This window comes from Streptomyces sp. NPDC058157, assembly GCF_042884105.1.
Lineage (GTDB): Bacteria > Actinomycetota > Actinomycetes > Streptomycetales > Streptomycetaceae > Streptomyces.
In genome coordinates, this window is sequence record NZ_JBHVUQ010000036.1 from 29,290 (window position 1) to 52,845 (window position 23,556).

Consider the following 23,556-nt stretch of genomic DNA (forward strand, 5'->3'; position numbering starts at 1 on the left):
AGGCATCGTTCCGGTACGGCACTACGCTGCGCCCATGAGCATGCTCACTCCCCCCGGCATGGGCGGAAAGTACCGCGTCACGGGGACCGCCTACCCCCGCATGAGCCGGCCGCGGCGACGCCGGAAGCTCGTGTTCGCCCTGCTCGGATCGGTCCTCGCGCTGGCGCTGCTCGGCTACGGGGCACTGCAGCTCATCGACGTGTTCCGGGGCGACGGCGGCAAGCACACCGCGGCGGCCGGGGACTGTGCGACCAAGGGCCCCGCCTCCGCCACCCCGGCCGCGGCCGCGAACCCCGGCCCCGCCGCGTCCGCCGCCCCCGCGGTCGTCCTGCCGCAGCCCGGCCAGATCACCGTCAACGTCTACAACGCCACCCCGCGCGCGGGCCTGGCCAAGGCCGTCGGCGACGAGCTGAAGAAGCGCGGCTTCACCGTCGGCCACGTCGGCAACGCCCCCGCCGACTTCGACAAGAAGGTCCCCGGGCCCGGGATACTGCTCGGCTCCCCGCGCACCGACAAGGCGGCCTACTCCGTCCTCGGCACCCAGCTCACCGGGGTCACCCAGCAGACCGACACCCGCGAGGGCGCGGACATCGACCTGATCCTGGGCGACTCCTTCAAGGAGCTGAACAAGAAGGAGGACGCGGACAAGGCGCTGGCCGTCCTGGCCAACCCCGCGCCCGCGCCCTCCTCGAAGAAGTGCTGAGAGCCCTACCGCTGCGCTACTCGGCGGAGCCGTACATGCGGTCGCCCGCGTCGCCCAGGCCCGGCACGATGTAGCCGTGCTCGTTGAGCCGCTCGTCCACGGCGGCCGTCACGACCGTCACCGGCGTGCCCGCGAGCTCGCGCTCCATGACCTCGACGCCCTCGGGCGCGGCCAGCAGCACCACGGCGGTCACGTCGTCGGCGCCGCGCTTGATGAGCTCCTGGATCGCGGCGACCAGCGTGCCGCCGGTGGCCAGCATCGGGTCGACGACGTAGACCTGGCGCCCGGAGAGGTCCTCGGGCATGCGCGTCGCGTACGTGGAGGCCTCCAGGGTCTCCTCGTTGCGGACCATGCCCAGGAAGCCCACCTCGGCGGTCGGCAGCAGCCGGACCATGCCGTCCAGCATGCCGAGGCCGGCGCGCAGGATCGGCACGACCAGCGGGCGCGGGTGCGACAGCTTGACGCCGGTGGTCGGGCCGACCGGGGTCTCGATGTCGGACTGCTCGGTGCGCACGTCGCGGGTGGCCTCGTACGCGAGGAGCGTCACCAGCTCGTCGGCGAGCCGACGGAACGTGGGGGAGTCGGTGCGCTTGTCGCGCAGCGTGGTGAGTTTGTGCGCCACCAAGGGGTGATCGACGACCTGCAAACGCACAACATCCTCCAAGACTCAGCCGGGCTTCGACCTGCGATCTGCGACCCTGCTACCTGCGAAAAACGGCCGCCTGTTCGCGACCTGCTGCCAAAAGGCTACGCGGTGGAAGGGGCGCGGCGCGTCCCGCGCGCGTCCGCGGCCCTTCCGGATGCGGGCCGCCGCGCCGCCCGGCACTGTGGACGGATGAGCAACGGCCAGGGGAGCGGCGGACCGGTGATCGCCGCCGTCGACGGGTCCGACCACAGCCTGCGCGCCCTGGAGTGGGCCCGCCTGGCCGCCCTGCGCCACGGCACCGGCCTGATGGTGGCCCACGTCCTGCCCGAGGTCTCCCAGCTGTACGCGGGGCGCCGCTCGGCCCTGCACGACCCGAACGAGCCCGAGGAGTACGCCGACCCCGTCGGCGACCGGGTCCGCGCCCTGCTGGAGTCCGGCCCGGAGCTCCCGGCGGAGGTCCGCTACGAGGCCCTGGAGGGCTCCGTGCCCGAGGCGCTGCGGGCCGTCAGCGCGGAGCAGGCGCCGCTGATGCTGGTCATGGGCTCCCGGGGGCGGGGCGGGTTCGCGGCGCTGCTGCTCGGGTCGAGCAGCCGGGCGGTGGCCACCACGGCGTCCTGCCCGGTGGTGGTGGTCCCGCACGAGGGACGCGAGGCGCGGGACGCCGACGGGGCTTCGGCCGGGCGGGTGGTGCTGGGGCTGCACGCCGCCGAGACCCCCGAGGACGTACTGGCCTTCGCGTTCGCGGAAGCCGCCGCCCGGGGGACCACCGTCCAGGTGGTCTCCGCGTACGCGCTGCCGCCCGGGCCGATGATGGTGATCGACAGCCCGTTCGCGGTGATCCCGCCCGAGGCCCTCGCCGACGGCGCGGACGGGGTGCCGGCCGAACGGGAGATGCTGCGGGCCCAGACGGAGCGGCTGGCCCCGCTGCGGGCCCGCCACCCGGACGTCCCGGTCGAGCAGGCGGCCGTGCCCGGGGACGCGGCGGGGCGGCTGGTGGAGGCGTCCCGGTCGGCCGCGCTGGTCGTGGTCGGCCGCCACCATCCGCGGCGGCGGTCCCTGCTGATCGGGTCGGTGGCGCACGCCGTCCTGCAGCACGCGCACGGCCCGGTGGCCGTCGTCCCCGCCCTGCACGACGACGACGGGGCGGCCTGAGGGCACCGGCCGGATCCGGCCACGCGGAGTGAGCTGACCCTTCAGCCACCCCCTGCCCTGACCTGGGCCGATCCGGGAAGGGGTGGCATCAAACGCCCCGACGGGGGGAAGGTGGGAGCGGGGGGTCTGCTTCGCGCCGGCGGAGGAGGACGACCGGACCAGCCTGGGGTGGTGCCGATGCCCAAGACGCAGCCCGTGAACGACGGCAAGGGGAGCGAGGCGGACGACCCGCCGGAGACGGCGGCCCAGCGCAGGGCGCGCCGTGCGCAGTTCCTGCGCGACCTGATGGAGGCCCGGGCGCTGCGCGACCGGGTGCAGCCGCGGCGTGCCCGTGCGGCCCGGATGCGCCAGCAGATGCGGATGCGTACGTTCCGTTGGTGACGGGCACGATGCCCACGGCAGCGACCGGCCCCTGACCGGCCCTCCGCCCGGCGCCGCGACACGGCCGCCGCGCGGAAGACCTCTCGCAAAGCCGCTGTTTCTGCCACGATGCCGATTGGGCGGGGTGCGAACAGCTTGTGTCAGGACCGTTCACACCCCAACCTCCGGCCGGGGGGACCTCCAACCGGCACGCCTATGACCAGTGGGAGAGTCACGGTGTATTTCGCCGCACTGCTCGCGCGCACCGAAGACGGGTGGGAAGCGAGCGACCTGGAACTCGACGACGTCGAGTCCCTCAGTGATCTGATCGATCTCGCACGTTCCGCCGCTGTCGACGACGACACGGTGGTCGCCCTCATCGAGCAGGAGGACGCCTGGTTCGGCGTCGTCCGCGTGGACGGAGAGGAGGACCCCCGGTACTTCGTGTCGAACGCCTCCGCCGCCGACCGGAGCTCCTACGGATCGATGCTGACCAAGGAGCTGCTGGGCGGTGTCGACGAGGACGACGAACTCGACGAACTGGACCTGGACGGCACCGAGGACGGGGAGGACGAGCCCGTCGCCTCCTACGCGGACGAGGACGACGACGCGGACGAGGGCCGGGCGGGCTCCGGCTCCGAGCCGGTGCCGTCCGGCCCGCTCGGCGACCCCCGTCTGCTGGACGACCTCGGCGTCGGCCACAAGGAGCTGATGTCCCTGGACGGGGACGCCCTCGCGGAGATCGCCGACGCGCTGGGCGCCACCGAAGTGCTGGAGGCCGTCCGCTAGTGATCACCGAGCACGACCTGACGTACGGCACGCGGGACCCGCACGGCTCCGGTACCGGGCCCGACCCGGTACGGGATCCGTGGCGGGACCCCATGCGCCTGGCGCTGCGGGAGGCGGCTCTGGCGGTGCCGGCCGGTGACGTACCGGTCGGTGCCGTCGTCCTCGGACCGGACGGGGACCTCCTCTCCACCGGGCACAACGAACGGGAGGCCGCCGGAGATCCCACGGCGCACGCCGAGGTGCTGGCGCTGCGCCGGGCGGCCGCCCGGCTCGGGGAGTGGCGGCTCACGGGGTGCACCCTGGTGGTCACCCTGGAGCCGTGCGTGATGTGCGCGGGCGCGCTCGTCCAGTCCCGGGTGGCCCGGGTCGTCTACGGGGCGGGGGACGAGAAGGCGGGCGCGGCGGGGTCGCTGTGGGACCTCGTACGGGACCGCAGGCTCAACCACCGGCCGGAGGTGGTCCGCGGGGTCCTGGAAGCGGAGTGCGCGCGGCAGCTGACGGAGTTCTTCCGGGAACGGTGAGGCCGGGGGCCGGGGGCCGACGGCCGGGGACGGCGGCGGGGACGGCGGCCGGGGACGGCGACCGGGGACGGGTGAGCAGGGCCACTCGGCCGGAAGTTGCGAAGCACTCCCCACCATCGGCTAGGATCTCTCTCGGTGGTGTGTCCGAGTGGCCGAAGGAGCTCGCCTCGAAAGCGAGTATGGGGCAACCCATCGGGGGTTCAAATCCCTCCACCACCGCTCTGGAAACGAGAGCCCCGGTTCGTACGAACCGGGGCTCTCGTGCGTGCCCGCCGTGACCGGGCGCCGGCTCGGCCGTTGGACACGGTATGACCAAGACCCAGCGCATCCTCGCCGCCTTCGCCCTCGCGGGGGCCGCCGCGGGCCTCGCCGCACCCGCCGCCTCCGCCGCGCAGCCCGCCCCGCTGACCCTCCCGGACCTGCCGACGGCCGCCCCGGGCATGCCGCAGGGCGCCACGCCGGGCTCGGTCCAGGAGATCGGGGCGAAGGTCAGCGAGGGGGCCAACCAGCTCAACCAGCTGATGACGCTGCCCGACCAGCTCCAGCCCGCCATCGCCCCCGTCGCCCCCCTGGTCGACCTGCTGGGCGCCGTCCAGTAGCGGCGGGTCCGCGCTCCCGCCGCGCCGCTCCCGCGCACACGAAGAAGGCCCCGACCGGAGCCGGGGCCTTCCACGTGGACGGGGGAAGTGACATCGGGGGGACAAGTCACTTCCCCCGGTGAGGACGGAACCCGCCAGCCCGAGCCGCAGTCAGGGGGGAAGCCCGCGGCTCGGACCCCGCAGTGAGGTCCTGTCCCTCACCCACCGGTTTCCTGCCAGAACCGGTGGGCTCGTGTTCCATCCTGCTCCCCCCGCGACCGGACACCCAGCGGCAAAGGGCCCGTACGGCAGGGTCATTGGTCCTTAAAGGACAGGTGAGTGTCCAAACCTGACCGGTTAGACTCACCCGACTTCGCAGTACCGGTTGGGGAGGCCGACACCGCACATGGACACCAAGAAGCTCATCACGGGCGCCCTCACGGTGTTCGTCCTCTTCGTGATCATCACCCAGCCCAAGCGGGCGGCGGAGATGGTCGGAATAGGCTTCCAGGGCATATCGGATGCCGCCTCCGGCATCGGCGAGTTCATCACCGAACTGGTGACCTGAGCCCGTACGCTGAAGCGATTTCCGGACATCCAGGCCCCTCACTCCGCGGGTGGGGGGCCTTTCGCGTTCACTTTTCGCGTTCCCGGCGGTAAAAAGAATACCCCTAAATGCCCAACTTGCCCTCAACACGGCTATATACGGTGCTTGCACACAGTGCACATCTCTTGTGATGCTATGACCGCTTTTGACGGATGAGACGGATGAGTTGACCGAAGGGGTGGCGTGACAGTGCCGGCCAGTACTGCGCCTCAGGTGCCTCCCCAGCAAGAGCTCCGCCAGGAACAGCCGCACGAGCTTCCCGCCGAGCCCCAGGAGCCCGTCGCGGCCCCACCACGGCCCCAGGGGCGGGGCGCCGACACCCGGGCCCTGACACAGGTGCTTTTCGGCCAGCTGAAGGGCCTGGAGCCGGGCACCAGCGAGCACAACCGGGTGCGCGGGGCCCTGATCGAGGCCAACCTCCCGCTCGTGCGCTACGCGGCCGCCCGCTTCCGCAGCCGCAACGAGCCGATGGAGGACGTGGTCCAGGTCGGCACCATCGGCCTGATCAACGCGATCGACCGGTTCGACCCCGAGCGCGGGGTCCAGTTCCCCACCTTCGCCATGCCGACCGTCGTGGGCGAGATCAAACGGTACTTCCGCGACAACGTCCGCACGGTGCACGTCCCGCGCCGCCTCCACGAGCTGTGGGTGCAGGTCAACGCCGCCACCGAGGACCTCACCACCCTCCACGGCCGCACCCCCACCACCCCCGAGATCGCCGAGCGGCTGCGCATCAGCGAGGACGAGGTGCTCTCCTGCATCGAGGCCGGCCGCAGCTACCACGCGACCTCCCTGGAGGCCGCTCAGGAGGGCGACGGGATGCCCGGGCTGCTCGACCGGCTCGGCTACGAGGACCCCGAGCTGGCCGGCGTCGAGCACCGCGACCTCGTCCGCCACCTGCTCGTACAACTGCCCGAGCGGGAGCAGCGGATCCTGCTGCTGCGCTACTACAACAACCTGACGCAGTCGCAGATCAGCGCCGAGCTCGGGGTCTCCCAGATGCACGTCTCGCGGCTGCTCGCGCGCAGCTTCGCCCGTCTGAGATCCGCAAACAGGATCGAGGCGTAACCGGATCGGGTGGAGCCCGGCCCGCGATTCCCTACAGAAACGGCTCATTCCGCTCGGTCGGCCGTCTGTCGCTGGAGATACTTGTCGACATGACGCTACAGCGTGTTGCCGACATGTGACATTCTGCAGAAACCGCGTTTGCCGCAGCTCCGCCTCCGGTATTCAGGTGGAGGCTGCGTTCCTCCGACGGGACGCGCCGATACGCGACCGTCCGCGACCTCAAGGGGGTGGCATGTCCGTAGACCAGGGCAGCTCCAAGGTGCTCACGCTCGTCGAGCGTGAGCTGCCGGCAGTGGCCGACCGCTCGGAAGCCATCGACACCCGCACCCTCTCCCGCTCCCTCTTCCAGCGACTCGCCACCCTGGACCCGGACAGCCCCGAACGGGCGTACGTACGCGACACCCTGATCGAGCTGAACCTGCCGCTCGTGCGCTACGCGGCGGCCCGCTTCCGCAGCCGCAACGAGCCGATGGAGGACATCGTCCAGGTCGGCACGATCGGCCTGATCAAGGCGATCGACCGGTTCGACTGCGAACGGGGGGTGGAGTTCCCGACGTTCGCCATGCCGACCGTGGTGGGCGAGATCAAACGATTCTTTAGGGACACTTCCTGGTCCGTCCGCGTCCCGCGGCGGCTCCAGGAACTGCGCCTCGCGCTGACCAAGGCCAGCGACGAACTCGCCCAGCGCCTGGACCGGTCCCCGACCGTGCCGGAGCTGGCGGCCGTCCTCGGCGTCACCGAGGAGGAGGTCGTCGACGGGCTCGCCGTCGGCAACGCCTACACCGCCTCCTCGCTCGACTCCCCCTCCCCGGAGGACGAGGGCGGCGAGGGCTCGCTCGCCGACCGGCTCGGGTACGAGGACAGCGCGCTGGAGGGCGTCGAGTACCGCGAGTCGCTCAAGCCGCTGCTGGCCAAACTCCCGCCCCGGGAGCGGCAGATCATCATGCTGCGGTTCTTCGCGAACATGACGCAGTCCCAGATCGGCGAGGAGGTCGGCATCTCCCAGATGCACGTCTCCCGGCTGCTGACCCGGACGCTGGCGCAGCTGCGCACGGGCCTGATCGGGGAGTAGCGCCCCGCTCCACCCCCGTGCGCGGGGTTCACATTTGACATGGCGTCAGGAACACTGGCGCGATGCCAACGGGACCCCGCGCGGCGCGCACCCTCGCCCTGGCCGCCCTGTGCTGTACGGCCGCCGCCGCCCTCACCGGATGCGGCGGCCCGGCCCGCGACGGCTACGCCGCCGTGGGCGCCGCGGCACCCGGGCCCGAACGGGGCGCGGGGCAGAACGTCCCGCCGCGGGGGCGGGTGGAGTACCAACCGGTCGGCACGCCCGCTGCGGCGAGCGCTTCCGCCCCTTCCTCTACGACGCCCGGCGCGCCGGGGTCTGGGCCCGGCGGGGGCTCCGCCGGAGCCGGAGCGACGGCCACCGCCCAGGGCGGCTCCGACCCCGCCCCCGGCACCCCGCCGACCCCGGGCACTCCGGGAACCACCCCCGGCACCGGGGGCGCGGGCACCCCGACACCGGGGCAGGGCGGCTCGGGCGGGACGGGCGGCTCGGGCGGCTCGGGCGGATCCGGCGGCACAGGCGGATCCGGCGGGTCCGGCGGCACAGGCGGGTCCGGCGGGTCCGGCGGGTCCGGCGGCACAGGGGCCTCAGGAGGCTCGGGGGCATCAGGCGGCTCAGGGACATCAGGCGGCTCAGGGGCCTCCGGCGGCGGCACCGCGCCCCCGCCCGCCACCCCGGCCTCCCTCACACTGAGCGCCCCCGCCCGCGCGGCGGCGTCCGACCGCTGGTGCGAGCGCGTCACGGTGACCTTCACCAACACCGGCACCACCGCGGCCCGTTCCGGCACGGTCACCTTCGCCACGCACGTCATCGGCGCCCTCGGCATCGACTGGGCCACGGTCACCACGGCCCAGCCCCTTCCCGCCCCCCTCGCGGGCCGCACGTCCAGGACGCAGACCTACACGGTGTGCCTGGACGCCTGGCGGGTGCCCCTCGGCATGCACGTGGAGACCCGCGGGGTCACCGCGACCTGGAGCTGAACCGCCCGCGGCAGCTCAGTGGAGCACCACCCACAGCGCCGCCCCCAGCATGAGCACCAGCGCGAGGCCCAGGGCGATCCGACCCCCGGACAGGGCGCCCGACTCCTTGGGCTTGCGGCGCGAGCCGGGCACGGTCGGGGTGCGGGCCGCCTGGTCCTCGCCCTCCGCCACGAACGCGCGGAACATCTGAGTGCTGCCGGCGGGGTCGTAGGTGCCCTCGGCTTCAGGTGAGTTGTGCTGTGCGGACATGGCTGGACCCTAGCGGGTTTTCCGATTCCTTTACCGCCCCACCCCGCGAATTCATTTGCCTGTAGCAACCATACTCTTCTATGGTTGCCCCAAGCAACGAGATGGGGGGCGGTCCGGTGGCCACGCACACGGCACAGAACACCCGGTACGAGGAGCTGGCCCGCCAGCTCACCGGTATCGGCGCGGTCAAACGCGACCTGGCCCGGATCCTGCCCCCGCACTGCCCGCCCGGCGCCGCCGCCGTCCTCACCGTGCTCGACCGGCACGGCGAGATGCGGCTCAGCCGGCTCACCGAGTACATGGCCGTCGACATCTCCGTCAGCAGCCGGCACGTCGCCCACGTGGCGCAGCGCGGCTGGATCGACCGGGAGACCGACCCCGGTGACGGCCGCTGCCGGATCCTGCGCCTGACCGAGGAGGGACGCGCCGTGCTCACCGAGCTCGGCGCCCGCTACACGGACGCGCTGGAGAAGGCCCTGGCCGACTGGTCGGCCGAGGACATCGACGCACTCAACACCCTGCTGGCCCGACTCCGATCGAGCTTCTAGGAAGGAAACACATGGCTACGACCACACCCGAGGGTGTGCGGGGAGGCGGCCGGTCGGAGACCACGTCCGACGGCGCGCCCATGACCCACTCCCAGATCATGAAGGCGCTGTCCGGGCTGATGCTCGGCATGTTCGTGGCGATCCTCTCCTCCACGATCGTCTCCAACGCCCTGCCCCAGATCATCAGCGACCTCGGCGGCACCCAGTCCTCCTACACCTGGGTCGTCACCGCCGCCCTGCTGTCGATGACGGCCGCGACCCCGCTGTGGGGCAAGCTGTCCGACCTCTTCAGCAAGAAGCTGCTCGTCCAGATATCCCTGGTGATCTACGTCCTCGGCTCCGTGGTCGCGGGCCTGTCCCAGAACACCGGCATGCTCATCGCCTGCCGCGTCGTCCAGGGCATCGGCGTCGGCGGCCTCTCCGCCCTCGCCCAGATCGTCATGGCCGCGATGATCTCCCCGCGCGAGCGCGGGCGCTACAGCGGCTACCTCGGCGCGGTCTTCGCCGTCGCCACCGTCGGCGGCCCGCTGCTCGGCGGCGTCATCACCGACACCTCGTGGCTCGGCTGGCGCTGGTGCTTCTACGTCGGCGTGCCCTTCGCGGTGATCGCCCTGATCGTGCTCCAGCGCACCCTGCACCTCCCGGTCGTCCGCCGGGACGTGAAGGTCGACTGGCTCGGCGCCTTCCTGATCAGCGGCGCCGTCTCGCTGCTGCTGATCTGGGTCACCCAGGCCGGCGACTCGTACGACTGGATCTCCTGGACCACCCTGGCGATGACCGGCGGCGCCGTCGTGCTCGGCCTGCTGTTCCTCCTCGTGGAGTCCCGCGCGAGCGACCCGATCATCCCGCTGCGCCTCTTCCGCAACAAGACCATCAGCCTGGCCTCCGCCGCGTCCCTCTTCGTCGGCATCGCGATGTTCTCCGGCACGGTCTTCTTCAGCCAGTACTTCCAGCTGGCCCGCGGCGAGTCCCCCACCATGTCGGGCATCCTGACCATCCCGATGATCGGCGGCCTCTTCGTCTCCTCCACGGTCTCCGGCCAGGTCATCACCAAGACCGGCAAGTGGAAGGCCTTCCTGGTCTCCGGCGGCGTGCTGCTGACCGCCGGACTCGGGCTGCTGGGCACCCTGCGCTACGACACCCCGTACTGGCGCATCGCCCTGTTCATGGCGCTGACGGGCCTCGGCCTCGGCATGATGATGCAGAACCTGGTGCTCGCCACCCAGAACCAGGTCGCCCCCCAGGACCTCGGCGCGGCCAGTTCCGTGGTCACCTTCTTCCGCTCGCTCGGCGGCGCCATGGGCGTCTCGGCCCTGGGCGCGGTCATGGCCAACCGGGTCACCCACTACGTCAAGGACGGGCTGGCCGCACTCGGCCCGAAGGCGGCGGCCCTGGGCCACGGCGGCACCGGCGGGGGCGGGATCCCCGACCTCGACAAGCTGCCCGCGCCGCTGCGGCAGGTCATGGAGTCCGCGTACGGGCACGGCGTCGGCGACGTCTTCCTCTACGCCGCGCCGAGCGCGCTGCTCGGACTGGTGCTGGTGGTCTTCATCAAGGAGGTCGCGCTGAAGTCGAAGCCGGCCGCCCACGCCCCGAGCGCCGAGGGCACCACCGGCGTCCCGGCGCGGTCCGCCTCCGGCAAGGCCGCGGACAAGACCTCGTCCCAGGCCTGATCAGGCCTGATCAGGCCTGATCAGGCCTGGGACCGGGCGACGGCCGCCTTGGCCTCGATGCCCGCGATGAGGACGTCGAGGGCCAGGGCGAAGTCCGCTTCCGGCGCCCGCCGGACCGTGCCCCCGCAGCCGTGCAGGGCGCAGCCGTTCAGGAACTGGGAGACGGCGAGGTGGGCGCCGGTCCGGCCGGCGTCCGCCAGGCCCGCCGCCCCCAGCAGCCGGTGCAGGGCGGCGTCGAAGGCCCGCGCGTGCGGGCCGATGTTGGGATAGACCGCGCTGAGCGGAGCCACCCACGGGTGCTCCGCCAGCAGCCTGCGGTAACCGCGGGCCAGTGCCCTCAGCCGACCCGGCCAGGGCTCCTCCGGGGGCGGGCCGGCCGGGAGGCGCAGCCGGCCCAGGGCGCTGTCCAGGGCCAGTTCGAGCAGATCGTGCTTGGTGTCCACGTACCAGTACAGGGACATCGCGGTGACGCCCAGCTCGGCCGCCAGCCTCCGCATGGAGAAGCGGCCGAGCCCTTCCGCGTCCAGGAGCCGCACGGTGGCGGCGGTGATCCGGTCCCGGTCCAGCCCCGAGGGGGCGTCGGTCCGGCGTCTGACGGGGGCGGCGGGCCGCACGGCCAGCCACACACTGGTCCTGGCCTCGCCCGGATCAGCATCGGTCACCATCGAGGTGCCCTCCTCATCACAAGGGGATCAGCCCGGAATGCCCGGTCCGCCCTCTTGATGCTAGGGGGTGCCGCGTGGATCGGGGCGGGTTCAGGACGCGCCGGACACAGGGGCCGTCAGGTCGTAGAAGGTGGCTCCGCCGACGGTCACGGCCTTGAAGTGGGCCTTCACCCAGCTGTCGACGGCCGTGCTGACCGCCCCTCCCGGGCCTCCCCGACCTCCCGGCACGCCCCCCGTACGGGACTCCCCGCCTCCTTCGAGGCCGCCCTGGGCGATGAACCAGTGGATCTCCCCGGCCTTCACGTACGCCTTGAACTGCTCCAGCGTCGGGGAGGGGTCGCTGCCGTTGAACCCGCCGAGGGGCATCACGGGGCGGCCGGAGGCCAGCTGGTAACTCGCCGCGTTCTGCGAGCCGATGGCGGCGGCCGCCCAGGTGTAGCGGTCGGCGTCGGCGCGCAGCGCGGCCTTGGCCGCGGCGGAGACCCGGGCCCCGTCGAGCAGTCCGCCGGCGCCGCCCCGCATGCCCGGGCCGCCCGCCTGACCGCCCCGGCCGTTCCCGGACCGGCCCGTGGCACCGGTGCCTCCCGCGCCTCCCGGCCGGCCGGGACCGGGCATGCCACCCTGCGGGAAGCCCGGCGGCATCCCCCCTTGGCCCGCCTGGCCGCCCTGGCCGCCCTGCGGCGCACCCTGCGGGCCTGCGCCGCCCGGACCGCCGCCGGGCAGGCCCGGCAGGCCGCCCCGGAACCGCTCGCCGCCCGGGCCGAACCCCATGGGGCCGCCCCGCCCGCCGGCCACCGCCGGACCCGCCGTCACGATCGAGCCGGTGTGCCCGGCGGAGACGGTGGTCAGGCAGTACGCGAACGGGCCCGCCAGAGCCGCGCCCAACCCCAGCGCGGCCGCGGAGAGCAGGACCCCGCGTCCCAGCCGGGCGGCGAACGGCAGCACGGCGGCGGCGAGCAGCCCGGCGGCCAGTACCGTCCAGCGCAGCCACGGCAGATAGCCGGAGGAGCGGCCGAGCAGCACGAAGGACCAGACGGCGGTCAGGCCGAGGGTCCCGGACAGGGTGAGCGCGGCGACCCTGCCGCCCCGCTCCTCCCACAGCACGGCCACGCCCATGCCCACCAGCGCGGCCACGAACGGGGCCAGCGCGACCGTGTAGTACTCGTGGAAGATGCCCTGCATCCAGCTGAACACCACGGCGGTGATCAGCAGGCAGCCGCCCCAGGCGAGGAAGGCCGCGCGGGCCATGCTCTGGAGGCAGTCGGCGGCCCGGCCGGCCCGCCACGTCACCACCAGCCCCGCGACCAGCAGCACCAGCGCCGCCGGCAGCAGCCAGGAGATCTGGCCGCCGACGGTGCCGGAGAACAGCCGGTCCACACCGGTCTCCCCCCAGCCGCCGCCGCGCAGGCCCGGCCCGCCCTCGAACAGCCCGTACGACCCGGGGGCGGCGGCCGCCCCGCCGGTCCGCCCGCCGCCCACGCTGCCGGTCTCGTTGCCGTTCAGGCGGCCCAGCCCGTTGTAGCCGAAGGTCAGTTCCAGGAAGGAGTTGTGCTGCGAGCCGCCGATGTACGGGCGCGAGGAGGCGGGCCACAGCTCCACGACGGCCACCCACCAGCCGCCGGTCACCACCATCGCGGCCCCGGCGAGCAGCAGCTGCCCGAGCCTGCGGCGCAGCCGGGTCGGCGCGCAGACGGCGTAGAGCAGGGCCAGCGGCGGCAGGATGACGAAGGCCTGGAGGGTCTTGGTCAGGAAGCCCACGCCGATCGCGGCCCCGGCCGCGACCAGCCACCCGGTCCGCGCCCCGTCCAGGGCGCGCAGCACGCAGTACACCGTGACGGTCAGCAGCAGCGTCAGCAGCGCGTCGGGGTTGTTGAAGCGGAACATCAGGGCGGCGACGGGCGTGAGCGCGAACGCGGCGCTGCTGAGCAGTGCGGCCGCCGGGCCGAACTGGCGGCGCACGGCGGCGTACAGGACGGCCGTGGTCCCGACGCCCATCAGGGCCTGCGGGACGAGGATCTGCCAGGAGCCGAGCCCGAACGCCCGGACGGACAGCATCATCGGCCACAGGGCGGCCGGGGGCTTGTCGACGGTGATGGAGTTCCCGGCGTCGGAGGAACCGAAGAAGAAGGCCTTCCAGCTCTCGGAGCCCGCCTGTACGGCGGCGGAGTAGAAGGAGTTGGCGTAGCCGGACGCGCCCAGGTTCCAGAGCAGCAGCACGGCGGTGGCCAGCAGCAGCCCCGCGTACGCGGGGCGTTCCCAGCGGGGCCGGCCGGCGGCGGTCCGGCGTGCGGCGGCGCCCGCGGCCGGGTCCGGGCCGGTGGGGGCGGGGGCGGGGGCCCGTTCGGGGAACGGGGTGCCGAAGGGCGGGTGGGCCGTGGTCATCGGTGGTCGTCCTTCACGGGAACGGGAGTGGTGCGGCGCTCGGGGAAGACCCAGGCGCGGAAAAGCAGGAAGCGCAGCACGGTGGCGGCGAGGTTGGCGGTGACCAGCACGGCCAGTTCGGTGCCGTGGGCGGGCGCGTCGGTGCCCGCCCCGAGGGCGGCGAGGGAGCCGCTGGTCAGGGCCAGGCCGATGGCGAACACGACCAGGCCCTGGGCCTGGTGGCGCAGGGCGCGGTCGCGGCCCCGGACGCCGAAGGTGAGCCGGCGGTTGGCGGCGGTGTTGGCGACGGCGGAGACCAGCAGGGCGGCGGCGTTGGCGGCCTGGGGTCCGGCGCCGAGCCGGAAGAGGGAGTACAGGGCGAGGTAGCAGAGGGTGGACAGCACGCCGACGGCGCAGAAGCCGAGCAGCTGGCGGGCCAGTCCGCGCGGCACGCCGGGCAGGGCGGTGCGGTCGCGCGGGTCGTCGCCGAAGGGGCGGGCGAGCCGGTCCAGGGGGAGCTCCCCGAGGGCCAGCGCCCGGCCGACCCGCCAGACGCCCTTCAGGTCCTCGGTGGCGGTCCTGACGATGTGGACCGTGGAGTCGGGGTCGTCCACCCAGTCGACGGGTACCTCGTGGATCCGCAGCCCGGCCCGCTCGGCGAGGACCAGCATCTCGGTGTCGAAGAACCAGCCGGTGTCCTCGACGAGCGGCAGCAGCCGCTCGGCCACCTCCCGCCGGATGGCCTTGAAGCCGCACTGGGCGTCGCTGAACCGGGCGGCGAGGGAGGAGCGCAGCAGCAGGTTGTAGGCGCGGGAGACGAACTCCCGCTTCGCTCCCCGCACCACCCGTGAGGAACGGGCGAGCCGGGTGCCGATGGCCAGGTCGGAATGGCCGGAGATCAGCGGGGCCACCAGGGGCAGCAGCGCGTTCAGGTCGGTGGAGAGGTCCACGTCCATGTAGGCGAGGACGGGCGCCTCCGAGTGGCTCCACACGGTGCGCAGGGCGCGCCCGCGCCCCTTCTCCTCCAGCCGGACGCTGCGGACGCCGGGGACGGCGGCGGCGAGTTCCGCCGCGAGCGCGGGCGTGCGGTCGGTGCTGGCGTTGTCGGCGATGGTGATGCGGAACGGGTACGGGAAGGTCCGGGCGAGGTGGGCGTGCAGCCTTCGCACGCAGGGGCCGAGGTCCTTCTCCTCGTTGTAGACCGGGATCACCACGTCGAGTACGGGCTCGCCGGGCGTGGGCGCGAGGGGCGCCCGGGCCGGGAGGGCGTCGGAGGAGGTGTCGGTTGGCATGCTCCGACCCTCCCCGGGCGCCCTGTCACCTCGGTGTGCTGACCCTGTGGTCCTTCTGTGAGTCCAGCGGTGTGCGGGGGCCGGGGTCCGCGGCGAGGGGGAGCAGCACCTCGAAGCAGGTGCGGCCGGGCTCGCTGCGGACGTCCACCTGTCCGTCGTGGGCCGTGACCACGGCCTGGACGATGGCCAGGCCGAGGCCGGTGGAGCCCGCCGCGCGGGAGCGCGAGGCGTCGCCTCGGGCGAAGCGCTCGAAGACGTGCCGCATCAGCTCGGCGGGGATACCGGGTCCGTCGTCCTCGATCTGCAGTCGGACGGCGGATGTTTCACGTGAAACACGGGCCGTGACGGTCGTGCCGGGCGGGGTGTGGGTGCGGGCGTTGGCGAGGAGGTTGACCAGGACCTGCTGGATCCGGGCCGGGTCGGCCAGGACGGGCGCGGGTTCCTCGGGCAGGGCCAGGCGCCAGTGGTGTCCGGGTCCGGCGGCCCGGGCGTCGCTGACGGCGTCGACGACGAGCGGGGCCAGGTCGGTGTCCTCGCGGGACAGGGGGCGTCCCGCGTCCAGCCGGGCCAGCAGCAGCAGGTCCTCTACCAGCCCGGTCATCCGGGTGGCCTCGGACTCGATCCGGGCCAGCGCGTGGCGGGTGTCGGGGCCGGGCTCCTCCCTGCCCCGGCGGGTGAGTTCGGCGTACCCGCGGATGGAGGCGAGCGGGGTGCGCAGCTCGTGGGAGGCGTCGGCCACGAACTGTCGAACCTGGGTCTCGCTCTGCTGGCGGGCCGTCAGGGCCGAGGAGACGTGTCCCAGCATCCGGTTGAGGGCCGCGCCGACCTGGCCGACCTCCGTGCGCGGATCGGCCTCGGCGTCGGGGACCCGTTCGTGCAGGGCGGGTTCACCGCTGTGCAGGGGCAGCTCGGAGACACGGGTGGCGGTGGCGGCGACCCGGCGCAGCGGGCGCAGGGCGACCGCGACCAGGGCCTGTCCGGCGAGGGAGGCGGCGATCAGACCGGCCAGCGTGACGCAGACCTCCACGGCGACCAGGGTGTTCACGGTCGAGTCGACGCCCTGTACGGGGAAGGCGAGGACCAGCACTCCGTCGGGCGCGGCCATCGCCCGGTAGGCACCGAGCCCCGGCAGGTCCACGTCCACCTTGCCGGACCCGGCCGGGCCGGCCGTCCGTGCCACCCGCTCCAGTACCGCCGTCTGCGCCTGGGTGAGGACCTCCCGGTGATCGAGGCCCGGGCCCTCCACGGGAGCGATCCGGGCCCCGCCGATCGCCTTCCGGTTCACGTCCAGCCGGATCCCGGCGGCCCCCATGGGGGAGCCGGGGGCGAAGACGAAGCCGAGGCTGCCCTCGCGGGCCGCCTTGCCGGCGCCCGGCCCCCGGACGGCCATCTCCACGGAGTTGTTCAGCTGCTTGTCCAGCTCCCACATCAGCCGGGAGCGCATGGTGAGGGTGGTGACGGTCCCGATGGCCGCGCCCACCACGGCGATCAGCACCACCGCCGACACCACCAGCCGGGTCCGCAGCGACCACGGCCGCCGGCGGCGCGGCCCCCGCCGCCGGGAACGTCCGGACCACGGCCGGGGCAGGCGGAGTGCCACTACTCGGCCGGCTTGATCAGGTAGCCGGCGCCGCGCCGGGTGTGGATCATCGGGGGCAGTCCGGTGCCGCCCTCCAGCTTGCGCCGCAGGTAGGAGATGTAGAGCTCCACCACGTTGGCCTGGCCGCCGAAGTCGTAGGACCACACGCGGTCCAGGATCTGCGCCTTGCTCAGCACCCGGCGCGGGTTGCGCATCAGGTAGCGCAGCAGCTCGAACTCGGTGGCGGTCAGATGGACCTCCTGGCCGCCGCGGACCACCTCGTGGCTGTCCTCGTCGAGGCTCAGGTCGCCGACGGAGAGGACCGAGCCGCCGCGGGCGGCCTGCGCGGCCCCGGAGCGGCGGACCAGGCCGCGCAGCCGGGCCACGACCTCCTCCAGGCTGAACGGCTTGGTCACGTAGTCGTCGCCGCCGGCCGTCAGGCCCGCGATGCGGTCCTCGACGGAGTCCTTGGCGGTCAGGAAGAGCACGGGGACCTGCGGGATCTCCCGGCGGAGCAGACCGAGCACGGACAGCCCGTCCATGTCCGGGAGCATGATGTCGAGGACCACCACGTCGGGCCGGAACTCCCGCGCCGCGCGGACGGCGCCCGCTCCGTCACCGGCGCTGCGGACCTCGCAGCCCTCGTAGCGCAGGGCCATGGACAGCAGCTCGGAGAGCGAGGCCTCGTCGTCGACGACGAGGACCCGGCAGGGGCCGCCGTCGGGGCGCAGGAGCGCCGTCGGGCTGGTGGTGGACGCGGACGCGTGGGAGGTGGTCGTCGCTGTCATGCCCCCACGCTGCGCCGCGCCTCTGAAAACGCTCTTGCCCCAACCTGTGAATCTCCTGAGAAACGGTTTCCGGCGGACCGGCGGCTCAGCCGCCCGCCGGGGCGAGCGAGAACAGCCGGGCGGCGTTGTCGTGGCAGACCGCACGCAGCCAGTCGTCACCCAGCCCGAGCCGTTCCAGGGCCTCCAGCTGGTGCTCGTAGGGATAGGGGATGTTCGGGAAGTCGGTGCCCAGCAGGATCCGGTCCCCGAGGTCGGCGAGCCGTCCGAGGTCCCCGGGCGGGAAGCCGCTGAACTGCTCGGAGAAGTCGGTGAAGGCCATGGTCGTGTCGAGCCGCACCTCGGGGTACCGGTCGGCCAGGTCGAGGAACTCGGTGTACTCGGGCATCCCCATGTGCGCGACGACCAGCGGGAGCCGCGGGTGGCGGGCCAGCAGCCGGGCGACCGGCCCGGGCCCGGTGTACTCGCCCGGGGCGGGCCCGGAGCCGCAGTGGACGACGACCGGGACGCGCGCTTCGGCCAGCAGCCCCCACACGGGTTCGAGGAGGGCGTCGTTGGGGTCGTAGCCGCCGACCTGGAGGTGTGCCTTGAACACCCGGGCCCCCCGCTCCACGGCCCGTTCCGCGTACGCCGCCACACCTTCCTCGGGGAAGAAGGTCGCGGTGTGCAGGCAGTCGGGGGTGCGGGCGGCGAACTCCGCGGCCCACGCGTTGAGCCAGGCGGCCATGTCCGGCTTGTGCGGATAGAGCATCGAGGTGAACGCCCGGACCCCGAACTCCCGCAGCAGCCCGACCCGCTGCTCCTCCTCGTGGCGGTAGGTGATGGGCCACTCCACGCCGGTCAGCGGGCCGGCTGCGTCGAAGTAGTCCCACACCTTGCGCATCACCCGGTCCGGCATGAAGTGCGTGTGCACGTCCACCAGACCGGGCAGGCCGAGCCGCTCGCGGAAGGCCCGGAGGGTCTCAGGCGTCGCGGGCAAAGCCGTGGCTCCGCTCGACGGTCGCGACGTGCAGGGTGTAGCTCTCGTACCAGTGGGCGCGGCCCTGCTTCATGGCCGCCTGGTGCTCCAGGTCCGTGCGCCACGCGGTGAGGGATTCGTGGTCGCGGAAGTAGGCCACGGTGATCCCGAGGCCTCCGGGCGTGCGCGCGGACTCGTAGCCGAGGAACCCGGGGTTGTCCCGGACGATCTCGTTCATCCGGGCGAGGGTGTCCGGATATCCGCTGTCGTCGGCGGTGCGGACATTGCTGAAAACGGCCATGACATAAGGCAGTTCGAACGCCGGAACGGGCTGGATGCTCATGTCCCCACCCTCCGCGCAAGCCCCTTGGCATGTCCACCGGAATCAGCCCCGGCAGCCCAAAGGGATCCAAGTTTTGACCTTGCTCCCCGGGACCTCAGAAGAGGCCGTCCTGCCCACCCGCCTCCGCCGGCGGGACGACGGCCGCCAGCGGTACGCCGGTCACCGCGCCCGCGGGGGCGGCCCCCAGCTCCCAGCCGGCCAGCAGCCGGGTGTCGACCACGAGCCCGTCCGCGAAGTGCAGGTCCGGCCCCGCGGCCCCCACCAGCACCCCCACGACCCCCGCACCGGGCACCAGCTCCCTGACCACCCGCGCCGGAGCGGGCAGCCCGGCCAGCCCGAACGGCCCGGCATGGTCGGTGACCGCGCACCCCAGCCGCTCCAGCGACTCGGGCCACCCCGGCAGCCCCGCCGCCCGGGCATGCAGCTCGGCCACCTCACGCGCCCGCTCGGCCTCCGCCGGCAGCCCGGCCCGCACCGCACGCTTGCGGGCGTAGGCGATCCGGTCCGGCACCCCGAGGGCCGCCCGCAGCAGTTCCTCGGTCCGCCGTGCCGCCATCAGCGGTCCGCGCCCCAGCCAGGTCCAGGTCACGGCCCCCTGCTCCAGCAGCCGGACCGGCCCGCGCTCCTCGGCGGTGATGCCCACCTTGACCATCCCGGGCCCGAACCACGCCAGGTACACCCGGTAGGGACGCGGATCGGCGGCATTGGTGTCGGCCGCCACCGAGAAGGACCGGTCCAGCCGGGCGCACTCGGGGCACTGGGCGCTCCCGGCCCGCCCCGGCACGGTCCGGCCGGCCGGGCACGGGGTCCGCTTGCCGGCCCGCCACACGCCCAGGCAGTGCCGCTCGCCCCCGGCGACGAAGGCCAGCCGCTGCCCGTAGGAGAGCGCACTGCCGCGCTCCCCGCGCCCCTGCCCGTACCACCCGATGGCGGGCCGCCCCCCGCTCCACCGGATCCCGGTGCACCGCCAGCCCGCGGCGGAGCCGGTCACGGGCGCCGTGTCCCCTTGGTGTCGTCCGATCGGTCTTCCTCCGGCTAGCGCGCGACGAACTGCGTCAGGACCGCCTGCATCTCGTAGATGTCGACCCCCTTGGTGAAGGTCTTCTCGATCGGCGCCGCGCTGCCGGAGATCCATATCTTGAGCTCGGCGTCGAGGTCGAAGTGCCCGGCGGTCTCCACCGAGAAGTGAGTGATGCTCCGGTAGGGGACGGAGTGGTACTCCACCTTCTTGCCCGTCATCCCCTGCTTGTCGACGAACACCAGCCGCCGGTCGGTGAACAGGATGGTGTCGCGCACCAGCAGGTAGGCCACATGCACCTGCTCCCCGTGCCCCAGCAGCCGCGCGTAGTCCCGCTGCGCCGATGCCGGATCCACCCGGTGCGCGTTTCCGAACAGTCCCATGAGAGCCCCCCGATCAAGCTTCGAACGATCTCCGAAAACCGTATCGCCCCGGCCCGGTGGTCCACGTCCCCCGCTGGAGCCATTCCACCCCTGAGTCCTCCTGGGGGATTCCCTCCCCCGGAGGTACTGCTCCGCTCGTCCGGAACACACGCAAGAGGCCCTCAGGATTTCTCCTGAGGGCCTCTCCGGCTGTGCACTCGGCAGGATTCGAACCTGCAACCTTCTGATCCGTAGTCAGATGCTCTATCCGTTAAGCTACGAGTGCTTGGGCTTCCCGGTGTTTTCTGCCCGGTTGGCCTTGCGAGAACAACAATACATGGACCTCGCCGGGACGCGAAATCCATTGGCCTCAACGCCTCTGACCTGCGGAAACGCCCCCGAAGAAGATCGTTCGCCCGTAGCGGGCCGCAGCGCGGAGGCCCCGCCGGCTACCCCCGGAGGGCCATCCCAAACCCCAGGGGCACGTTTCAGACCCCGAACGCACCGAAGCCCCGGTCCATACGGACCGGGGCTTCGGTGAGGCGCGGAGGCGGAGGGATTTGAACCCTCGATGGGGTGTAAGCCCCAAACCGCATTAGCAGTGCGGCGCCATAGACCGGACTAGGCGACGCCTCCAGCACACCCCCTGTGACGAGGGTGCGTGCAGATGATGACACAGCCGCAGGGCCGGTCACCAATCCGCTCCCACGGTACAAGGAGCCGGGGCCGCAGGGCAAAGCCTTAAGCCCCCTCTTCGCAACGTCCGGGCGAGCGGGTCGTTGGTGAGGCGTACGACGTACGGACGACCTGGAGTGCCCCATGCTGCGTCTCGCCGCCTTCGCCGTCACCTCCGCGCTGGCCGCCGCGGCCGCCGGACCCCTGCCGCCGCTGCCCCTGGGCCGGCTGCTGGCTTCCCCCGACCGGCTCACGATCGACATCTCCAAGGCGGGCAGCCTCAACGGCCGGTACCGCCTCGACTGCCGGCCCGTCGGCGGCGACCACCCCAAGGCCGAGGAGGCCTGCGCCCGCCTGGACGCGCTGGCGAAGCAGGGGAAGGACCCGTTCGCCGCCGCGCCGAAGGCCGCGATGTGCACCTTCCAGAGCGGCGGACCGGCCACCGCTCACATCACCGGAACGTGGCACGGACAGCAGGTGGACAGCCGGTTCGCACGCGAGAACGGGTGCGACATCGCTCGCTGGAACAACCTGGAACCTGTGCTTCCGAGTGCGGGTGCCTGACCTGGGAGGATGTGGCGGATGCACGGTTTCCCCCGCTCATCCGCCCCCTCGCGGCGGGACGGTGCCCTTAGACTCCTCCCGTGACATGCCGGTAGTCGTGGTCAGGGAGGACGCTCGTCGTGAGCAGCAGGCCATCCCGAGGCGCTGCTCGCCTCGCAGCAATACTCGACGCGCTCCCGGACGCGCTGTTGCTCGTCAACGCCAACGGCACGGTCGTCAACGCGAATTCGATCGCCCTCGAGGTCATGGAGAGCCCCGGCACCGGTCTGGTCGGCCGCGGCGTGCTCGACCTCTTCCCGGAGTTCGACTCCAAACTCATCCCCGGTTCGATGCGCCGGCCCGGCGACGAGCTGACGGGCCGCTCCAAGCCGCAACGCATGACCGCGCGCCGCACCGACGGCACCGAGTTCCCCGTCGAGGTCACCAGCGCCCACCTCGACGGCCGTGACGCCTACCGCGAGCCCCAGCCCTACACCGGCGACGAGCTGCTGATGCTGGTCGTGCGGGACCTCACCGAAGCCGTGGACACCGAGGCCGAGCTGGCCCGCTCCCAGCGGCAGACCGAGATGATCCTGCGCGCCGCCGCCGAAGGCGTCGTGGGCACGGACACCGACGGCCGCGTGGTCCTGGTGAATCCGGCCGCCGCCCAGATCCTGGGCTACCGCGCCACCGACCTCGGCAACCGCGAGCTGCACGGGCTGATCCAGCACTCGCGCGCCGACGGCTCCCCCTTCCCCTTCGACGAGTCCCCCCTCGCCGACACCCTGCGCAGCGGACGCAAGCACCGGGTCCGCGGCCAGGTGCTGTGGAACAAGGCCGGGCAGGCCGTCGCCGTCGACCTGACCACCTCCCCCGTACGGGACGGGGAGGTGCTCGTCGGCGCCGTCATGACCTTCACCGACCGGCGCCCCTACGACGCGCTCGCCGCCCGCCACGCCCAGCTGGCGGCCGTGCTCGCCGACTCGCTGCGCGGGCCGCTGGAGGAGCTGCGCGGGGAGCTGGCCACGCTGGCCGCCGACGACGGCGGCCAGCTGTGGCCCGAGGCCAACCAGCTGCTGCACCACCTGGCCGCCGGGTACGCGCGGATGACCACCCTGGTCGACAACGTGCTCGGCTACCAGCGGCTGGACGCCGGCCGCGAGAAGCTCAAGAAGCGGAACGTCCTGATCAACGAGGTCGTGAAGGCGGGCCTCGACGGCGCGGTGGAGCTGATCGGCCCCGGCCGGGTGCAGTTCGCCGTCCACGCCCCGACCATCGAGGCCGAGGTGGACGCGGAGCGGGTCGCGACCGCGCTGGCGCACCTGGTCGCGGACGTCGCCGGGGTGGACGCCACCGGCAAGACCCGTCAGGGCAGCGGGTACGGCGACTCCACGATCGTGGTGGCCGCGGCCCAGCGCGGCGAGGTCGTACGGATCGAGGTGCGCGGCCCCTACGAGGGCGGCCACCCCGTGCACGAGCCGATCGTGCGGGGCGTCGTCACCGCGCACGGCGGGCTCCTGCAGACGGTGGAGGTGCCCGGCGCTCCGGGCGGGGCGTACGTGCTGGAGCTGCCGCTGGGCTCGGGTGCCGGGACGGTGGAGCTGCCCGAGCCCGAACCCGAGACGGCGCCGGAGCCCGAGGCGGCCCCGGCGACGGTCTCCGGCGGCCGGCGCGGCCGCCGCGGGGTGGACGCCTTCCTGGAGGACGGCAACGGCGGACCGGGCGAAACCGGGGCGCGCGGCGCCGGTGGCGCGCTGGCGCTGCCGTCCGGGCAGGACGCGCAGGCATCCCCCACGGGCCCGGCGGAGCTCGCCCAGTCCCCGGTGAACCCGGCCGGGCTGGGTACCGGGCGCCGACGGGGCCGTGACGGCGACAACGGGCCGGACTCCGGTCCGGTTGCCGGCCGTCCCGTGGGCGTGTCGGCATTGGTCCGTGTTTCCCGCCGGGCGCGTTGCGGGCGCGAGGGCTGGTCGGATGCGGGGTCTACCAGGAGGCGTGGGCGTGGATGGTTTTGCCGCCGTCGGGGGTCGAT

Annotated in this window: 25 protein-coding genes and 3 tRNA genes; 15 read left to right on the forward strand and 13 right to left on the reverse strand. The window is 73.1% G+C overall.

Annotated features, from left to right (window positions below; translation table 11 throughout):
- Positions 1-34 precede the first annotated feature (34 nt).
- The gene (locus ACFVXK_RS12120) at positions 35-703 is read left to right on the forward strand and encodes a LytR C-terminal domain-containing protein (protein ID WP_389611415.1); all 669 of its coding nucleotides are present in this window, start codon (positions 35-37) and stop codon (positions 701-703) included.
- Between the two features lie 16 nt (positions 704-719).
- On the opposite strand, the gene upp is transcribed toward ACFVXK_RS12120, so the two are convergent.
- Positions 720-1,355 (reverse strand): uracil phosphoribosyltransferase, encoded by a 636-nt coding sequence (gene upp / locus ACFVXK_RS12125; protein ID WP_030225496.1) that lies wholly within the window; start codon positions 1,353-1,355, stop codon positions 720-722.
- A 183-nt stretch (positions 1,356-1,538) separates the two neighbouring features.
- Here upp and ACFVXK_RS12130 point away from each other — a divergent pair, with 183 nt between their 5' ends.
- From ACFVXK_RS12130 to ACFVXK_RS12175, 10 genes are all read left to right on the forward strand, one after another.
- Positions 1,539-2,501: a universal stress protein gene (locus tag ACFVXK_RS12130; protein ID WP_389611417.1), complete on the forward strand. Its 963-nt coding sequence runs from the start codon at positions 1,539-1,541 to the stop codon at positions 2,499-2,501.
- A 177-nt stretch (positions 2,502-2,678) separates the two neighbouring features.
- Positions 2,679-2,882: a hypothetical protein gene (locus tag ACFVXK_RS12135; RefSeq protein WP_045949278.1), complete on the forward strand. Its 204-nt coding sequence runs from the start codon at positions 2,679-2,681 to the stop codon at positions 2,880-2,882.
- Between the two features lie 216 nt (positions 2,883-3,098).
- Entirely contained in the window at positions 3,099-3,650 is a 552-nt protein-coding gene (locus ACFVXK_RS12140; RefSeq protein ID WP_389611419.1) for a hypothetical protein, read from the forward strand.
- 92 nt (positions 3,651-3,742) lie between these two features.
- Entirely contained in the window at positions 3,743-4,171 is a 429-nt protein-coding gene (gene tadA, locus ACFVXK_RS12145; protein ID WP_389611435.1) for a tRNA adenosine(34) deaminase TadA, read from the forward strand.
- A 134-nt stretch (positions 4,172-4,305) separates the two neighbouring features.
- Positions 4,306-4,390 (forward strand) — tRNA-Ser (locus ACFVXK_RS12150).
- An 89-nt stretch (positions 4,391-4,479) separates the two neighbouring features.
- The gene (locus ACFVXK_RS12155) at positions 4,480-4,770 is read left to right on the forward strand and encodes a hypothetical protein (protein WP_389611420.1); all 291 of its coding nucleotides are present in this window, start codon (positions 4,480-4,482) and stop codon (positions 4,768-4,770) included.
- Positions 4,771-5,155: 385 nt separating this feature from the next.
- On the forward strand, positions 5,156-5,317 hold the full coding sequence (locus tag ACFVXK_RS12160) for a hypothetical protein (protein ID WP_167747595.1): 162 nt from the start codon (positions 5,156-5,158) through the stop codon (positions 5,315-5,317).
- Positions 5,318-5,545: 228 nt separating this feature from the next.
- Positions 5,546-6,424 (forward strand): RNA polymerase sigma factor SigF, encoded by an 879-nt coding sequence (locus tag ACFVXK_RS12165; protein WP_389611421.1) that lies wholly within the window; start codon positions 5,546-5,548, stop codon positions 6,422-6,424.
- Positions 6,425-6,656: 232 nt separating this feature from the next.
- On the forward strand, positions 6,657-7,496 hold the full coding sequence (locus ACFVXK_RS12170; protein ID WP_079428814.1) for an RNA polymerase sigma factor SigF: 840 nt from the start codon (positions 6,657-6,659) through the stop codon (positions 7,494-7,496).
- A 740-nt stretch (positions 7,497-8,236) separates the two neighbouring features.
- Positions 8,237-8,473 carry a hypothetical protein gene (locus ACFVXK_RS12175; RefSeq protein WP_389611422.1) on the forward strand — a complete coding sequence of 79 codons (237 nt, stop codon included), beginning with the start codon at positions 8,237-8,239 and terminating at the stop codon, positions 8,471-8,473.
- Positions 8,474-8,488: 15 nt separating this feature from the next.
- Here ACFVXK_RS12175 and ACFVXK_RS12180 read toward each other — a convergent pair whose 3' ends face one another.
- On the reverse strand, positions 8,489-8,722 hold the full coding sequence (locus ACFVXK_RS12180; protein ID WP_389611423.1) for a hypothetical protein: 234 nt from the start codon (positions 8,720-8,722) through the stop codon (positions 8,489-8,491).
- Positions 8,723-8,823: 101 nt separating this feature from the next.
- On the opposite strand from ACFVXK_RS12180, the gene ACFVXK_RS12185 reads away from it, so the two are divergent.
- Together ACFVXK_RS12185 and ACFVXK_RS12190 are read left to right on the forward strand one after the other, a co-directional pair.
- Positions 8,824-9,270: a MarR family winged helix-turn-helix transcriptional regulator gene (locus ACFVXK_RS12185; protein WP_389611436.1), complete on the forward strand. Its 447-nt coding sequence runs from the start codon at positions 8,824-8,826 to the stop codon at positions 9,268-9,270.
- 11 nt (positions 9,271-9,281) lie between these two features.
- Positions 9,282-10,943: an MDR family MFS transporter gene (locus ACFVXK_RS12190; protein WP_389611424.1), complete on the forward strand. Its 1,662-nt coding sequence runs from the start codon at positions 9,282-9,284 to the stop codon at positions 10,941-10,943.
- 20 nt (positions 10,944-10,963) lie between these two features.
- Here ACFVXK_RS12190 and ACFVXK_RS12195 read toward each other — a convergent pair whose 3' ends face one another.
- The 11 genes from ACFVXK_RS12195 to ACFVXK_RS12245 all read right to left on the reverse strand — a co-directional run bounded on the left by ACFVXK_RS12195 (position 10,964) and on the right by ACFVXK_RS12245 (position 20,942).
- Positions 10,964-11,608 (reverse strand): TetR/AcrR family transcriptional regulator, encoded by a 645-nt coding sequence (locus tag ACFVXK_RS12195; protein ID WP_389611425.1) that lies wholly within the window; start codon positions 11,606-11,608, stop codon positions 10,964-10,966.
- Positions 11,609-11,698: 90 nt separating this feature from the next.
- Entirely contained in the window at positions 11,699-13,990 is a 2,292-nt protein-coding gene (locus ACFVXK_RS12200) for a glycosyltransferase family 39 protein (protein WP_389611426.1), read from the reverse strand.
- On the reverse strand, positions 13,987-15,261 hold the full coding sequence (locus ACFVXK_RS12205; RefSeq protein ID WP_389611427.1) for a glycosyltransferase: 1,275 nt from the start codon (positions 15,259-15,261) through the stop codon (positions 13,987-13,989). The genes ACFVXK_RS12200 and ACFVXK_RS12205 overlap by 4 nt, the downstream gene beginning before the upstream one ends.
- 25 nt (positions 15,262-15,286) lie before the next feature.
- A complete protein-coding gene (locus tag ACFVXK_RS12210) occupies positions 15,287-16,759 on the reverse strand; it encodes a sensor histidine kinase (RefSeq protein WP_389611428.1) in 1,473 nt (490 codons plus the stop codon).
- Positions 16,760-16,860: 101 nt separating this feature from the next.
- Positions 16,861-17,628 carry a response regulator transcription factor gene (locus tag ACFVXK_RS12215; protein WP_389611429.1) on the reverse strand — a complete coding sequence of 256 codons (768 nt, stop codon included), beginning with the start codon at positions 17,626-17,628 and terminating at the stop codon, positions 16,861-16,863.
- 85 nt (positions 17,629-17,713) lie between these two features.
- Positions 17,714-18,604, reverse strand: a complete 891-nt coding sequence (locus ACFVXK_RS12220; protein WP_389611430.1) for an amidohydrolase family protein — start codon at positions 18,602-18,604, stop codon at positions 17,714-17,716.
- Positions 18,588-18,926, reverse strand: a complete 339-nt coding sequence (locus tag ACFVXK_RS12225) for an antibiotic biosynthesis monooxygenase family protein (RefSeq protein WP_389611431.1) — start codon at positions 18,924-18,926, stop codon at positions 18,588-18,590. The genes ACFVXK_RS12220 and ACFVXK_RS12225 overlap by 17 nt, the downstream gene beginning before the upstream one ends.
- A 94-nt stretch (positions 18,927-19,020) precedes the next feature.
- A complete protein-coding gene (locus ACFVXK_RS12230; protein WP_389611432.1) occupies positions 19,021-19,917 on the reverse strand; it encodes a DUF2797 domain-containing protein in 897 nt (298 codons plus the stop codon).
- A gap of 44 nt (positions 19,918-19,961) precedes the next feature.
- On the reverse strand, positions 19,962-20,327 hold the full coding sequence (locus tag ACFVXK_RS12235) for a PH domain-containing protein (RefSeq protein WP_045949802.1): 366 nt from the start codon (positions 20,325-20,327) through the stop codon (positions 19,962-19,964).
- Between the two features lie 192 nt (positions 20,328-20,519).
- Positions 20,520-20,592: transfer RNA gene (locus ACFVXK_RS12240), tRNA-Arg, on the reverse strand.
- A gap of 259 nt (positions 20,593-20,851) precedes the next feature.
- Positions 20,852-20,942, reverse strand: a tRNA-Ser gene (locus ACFVXK_RS12245).
- Between the two features lie 183 nt (positions 20,943-21,125).
- Here ACFVXK_RS12245 and ACFVXK_RS12250 point away from each other — a divergent pair.
- Entirely contained in the window at positions 21,126-21,545 is a 420-nt protein-coding gene (locus tag ACFVXK_RS12250; RefSeq protein WP_389611433.1) for an SSI family serine proteinase inhibitor, read from the forward strand.
- A gap of 119 nt (positions 21,546-21,664) precedes the next feature.
- Positions 21,665-23,556 (forward strand): PAS domain-containing protein (locus tag ACFVXK_RS12255; RefSeq protein WP_389611434.1); only part of this gene is annotated, 1,892 nt, incomplete at its 3' end.

Coding starts and splice junctions, on each gene's coding strand:
- ACFVXK_RS12225 (WP_389611431.1), bottom strand. CDS start 18,926: ATGAGCATCCAGCCCGTTCCGGCGTTCGAACTGCCTTATGTCATGGCC.
- ACFVXK_RS12160 (WP_167747595.1), top strand. CDS start 5,156: ATGGACACCAAGAAGCTCATCACGGGCGCCCTCACGGTGTTCGTCCTC.
- ACFVXK_RS12200 (WP_389611426.1), bottom strand. CDS start 13,990: ATGACCACGGCCCACCCGCCCTTCGGCACCCCGTTCCCCGAACGGGCC.
- ACFVXK_RS12215 (WP_389611429.1), bottom strand. CDS start 17,628: ATGACAGCGACGACCACCTCCCACGCGTCCGCGTCCACCACCAGCCCG.
- ACFVXK_RS12190 (WP_389611424.1), top strand. CDS start 9,282: ATGGCTACGACCACACCCGAGGGTGTGCGGGGAGGCGGCCGGTCGGAG.
- ACFVXK_RS12185 (WP_389611436.1), top strand. CDS start 8,824: ATGGGGGGCGGTCCGGTGGCCACGCACACGGCACAGAACACCCGGTAC.
- ACFVXK_RS12120 (WP_389611415.1), top strand. CDS start 35: ATGAGCATGCTCACTCCCCCCGGCATGGGCGGAAAGTACCGCGTCACG.
- ACFVXK_RS12170 (WP_079428814.1), top strand. CDS start 6,657: ATGTCCGTAGACCAGGGCAGCTCCAAGGTGCTCACGCTCGTCGAGCGT.
- ACFVXK_RS12155 (WP_389611420.1), top strand. CDS start 4,480: ATGACCAAGACCCAGCGCATCCTCGCCGCCTTCGCCCTCGCGGGGGCC.
- ACFVXK_RS12135 (WP_045949278.1), top strand. CDS start 2,679: ATGCCCAAGACGCAGCCCGTGAACGACGGCAAGGGGAGCGAGGCGGAC.
- ACFVXK_RS12180 (WP_389611423.1), bottom strand. CDS start 8,722: ATGTCCGCACAGCACAACTCACCTGAAGCCGAGGGCACCTACGACCCC.
- ACFVXK_RS12250 (WP_389611433.1), top strand. CDS start 21,126: ATGCTGCGTCTCGCCGCCTTCGCCGTCACCTCCGCGCTGGCCGCCGCG.
- ACFVXK_RS12195 (WP_389611425.1), bottom strand. CDS start 11,608: ATGGTGACCGATGCTGATCCGGGCGAGGCCAGGACCAGTGTGTGGCTG.
- ACFVXK_RS12235 (WP_045949802.1), bottom strand. CDS start 20,327: ATGGGACTGTTCGGAAACGCGCACCGGGTGGATCCGGCATCGGCGCAG.
- ACFVXK_RS12130 (WP_389611417.1), top strand. CDS start 1,539: ATGAGCAACGGCCAGGGGAGCGGCGGACCGGTGATCGCCGCCGTCGAC.
- tadA (WP_389611435.1), top strand. CDS start 3,743: ATGCGCCTGGCGCTGCGGGAGGCGGCTCTGGCGGTGCCGGCCGGTGAC.
- ACFVXK_RS12205 (WP_389611427.1), bottom strand. CDS start 15,261: ATGCCAACCGACACCTCCTCCGACGCCCTCCCGGCCCGGGCGCCCCTC.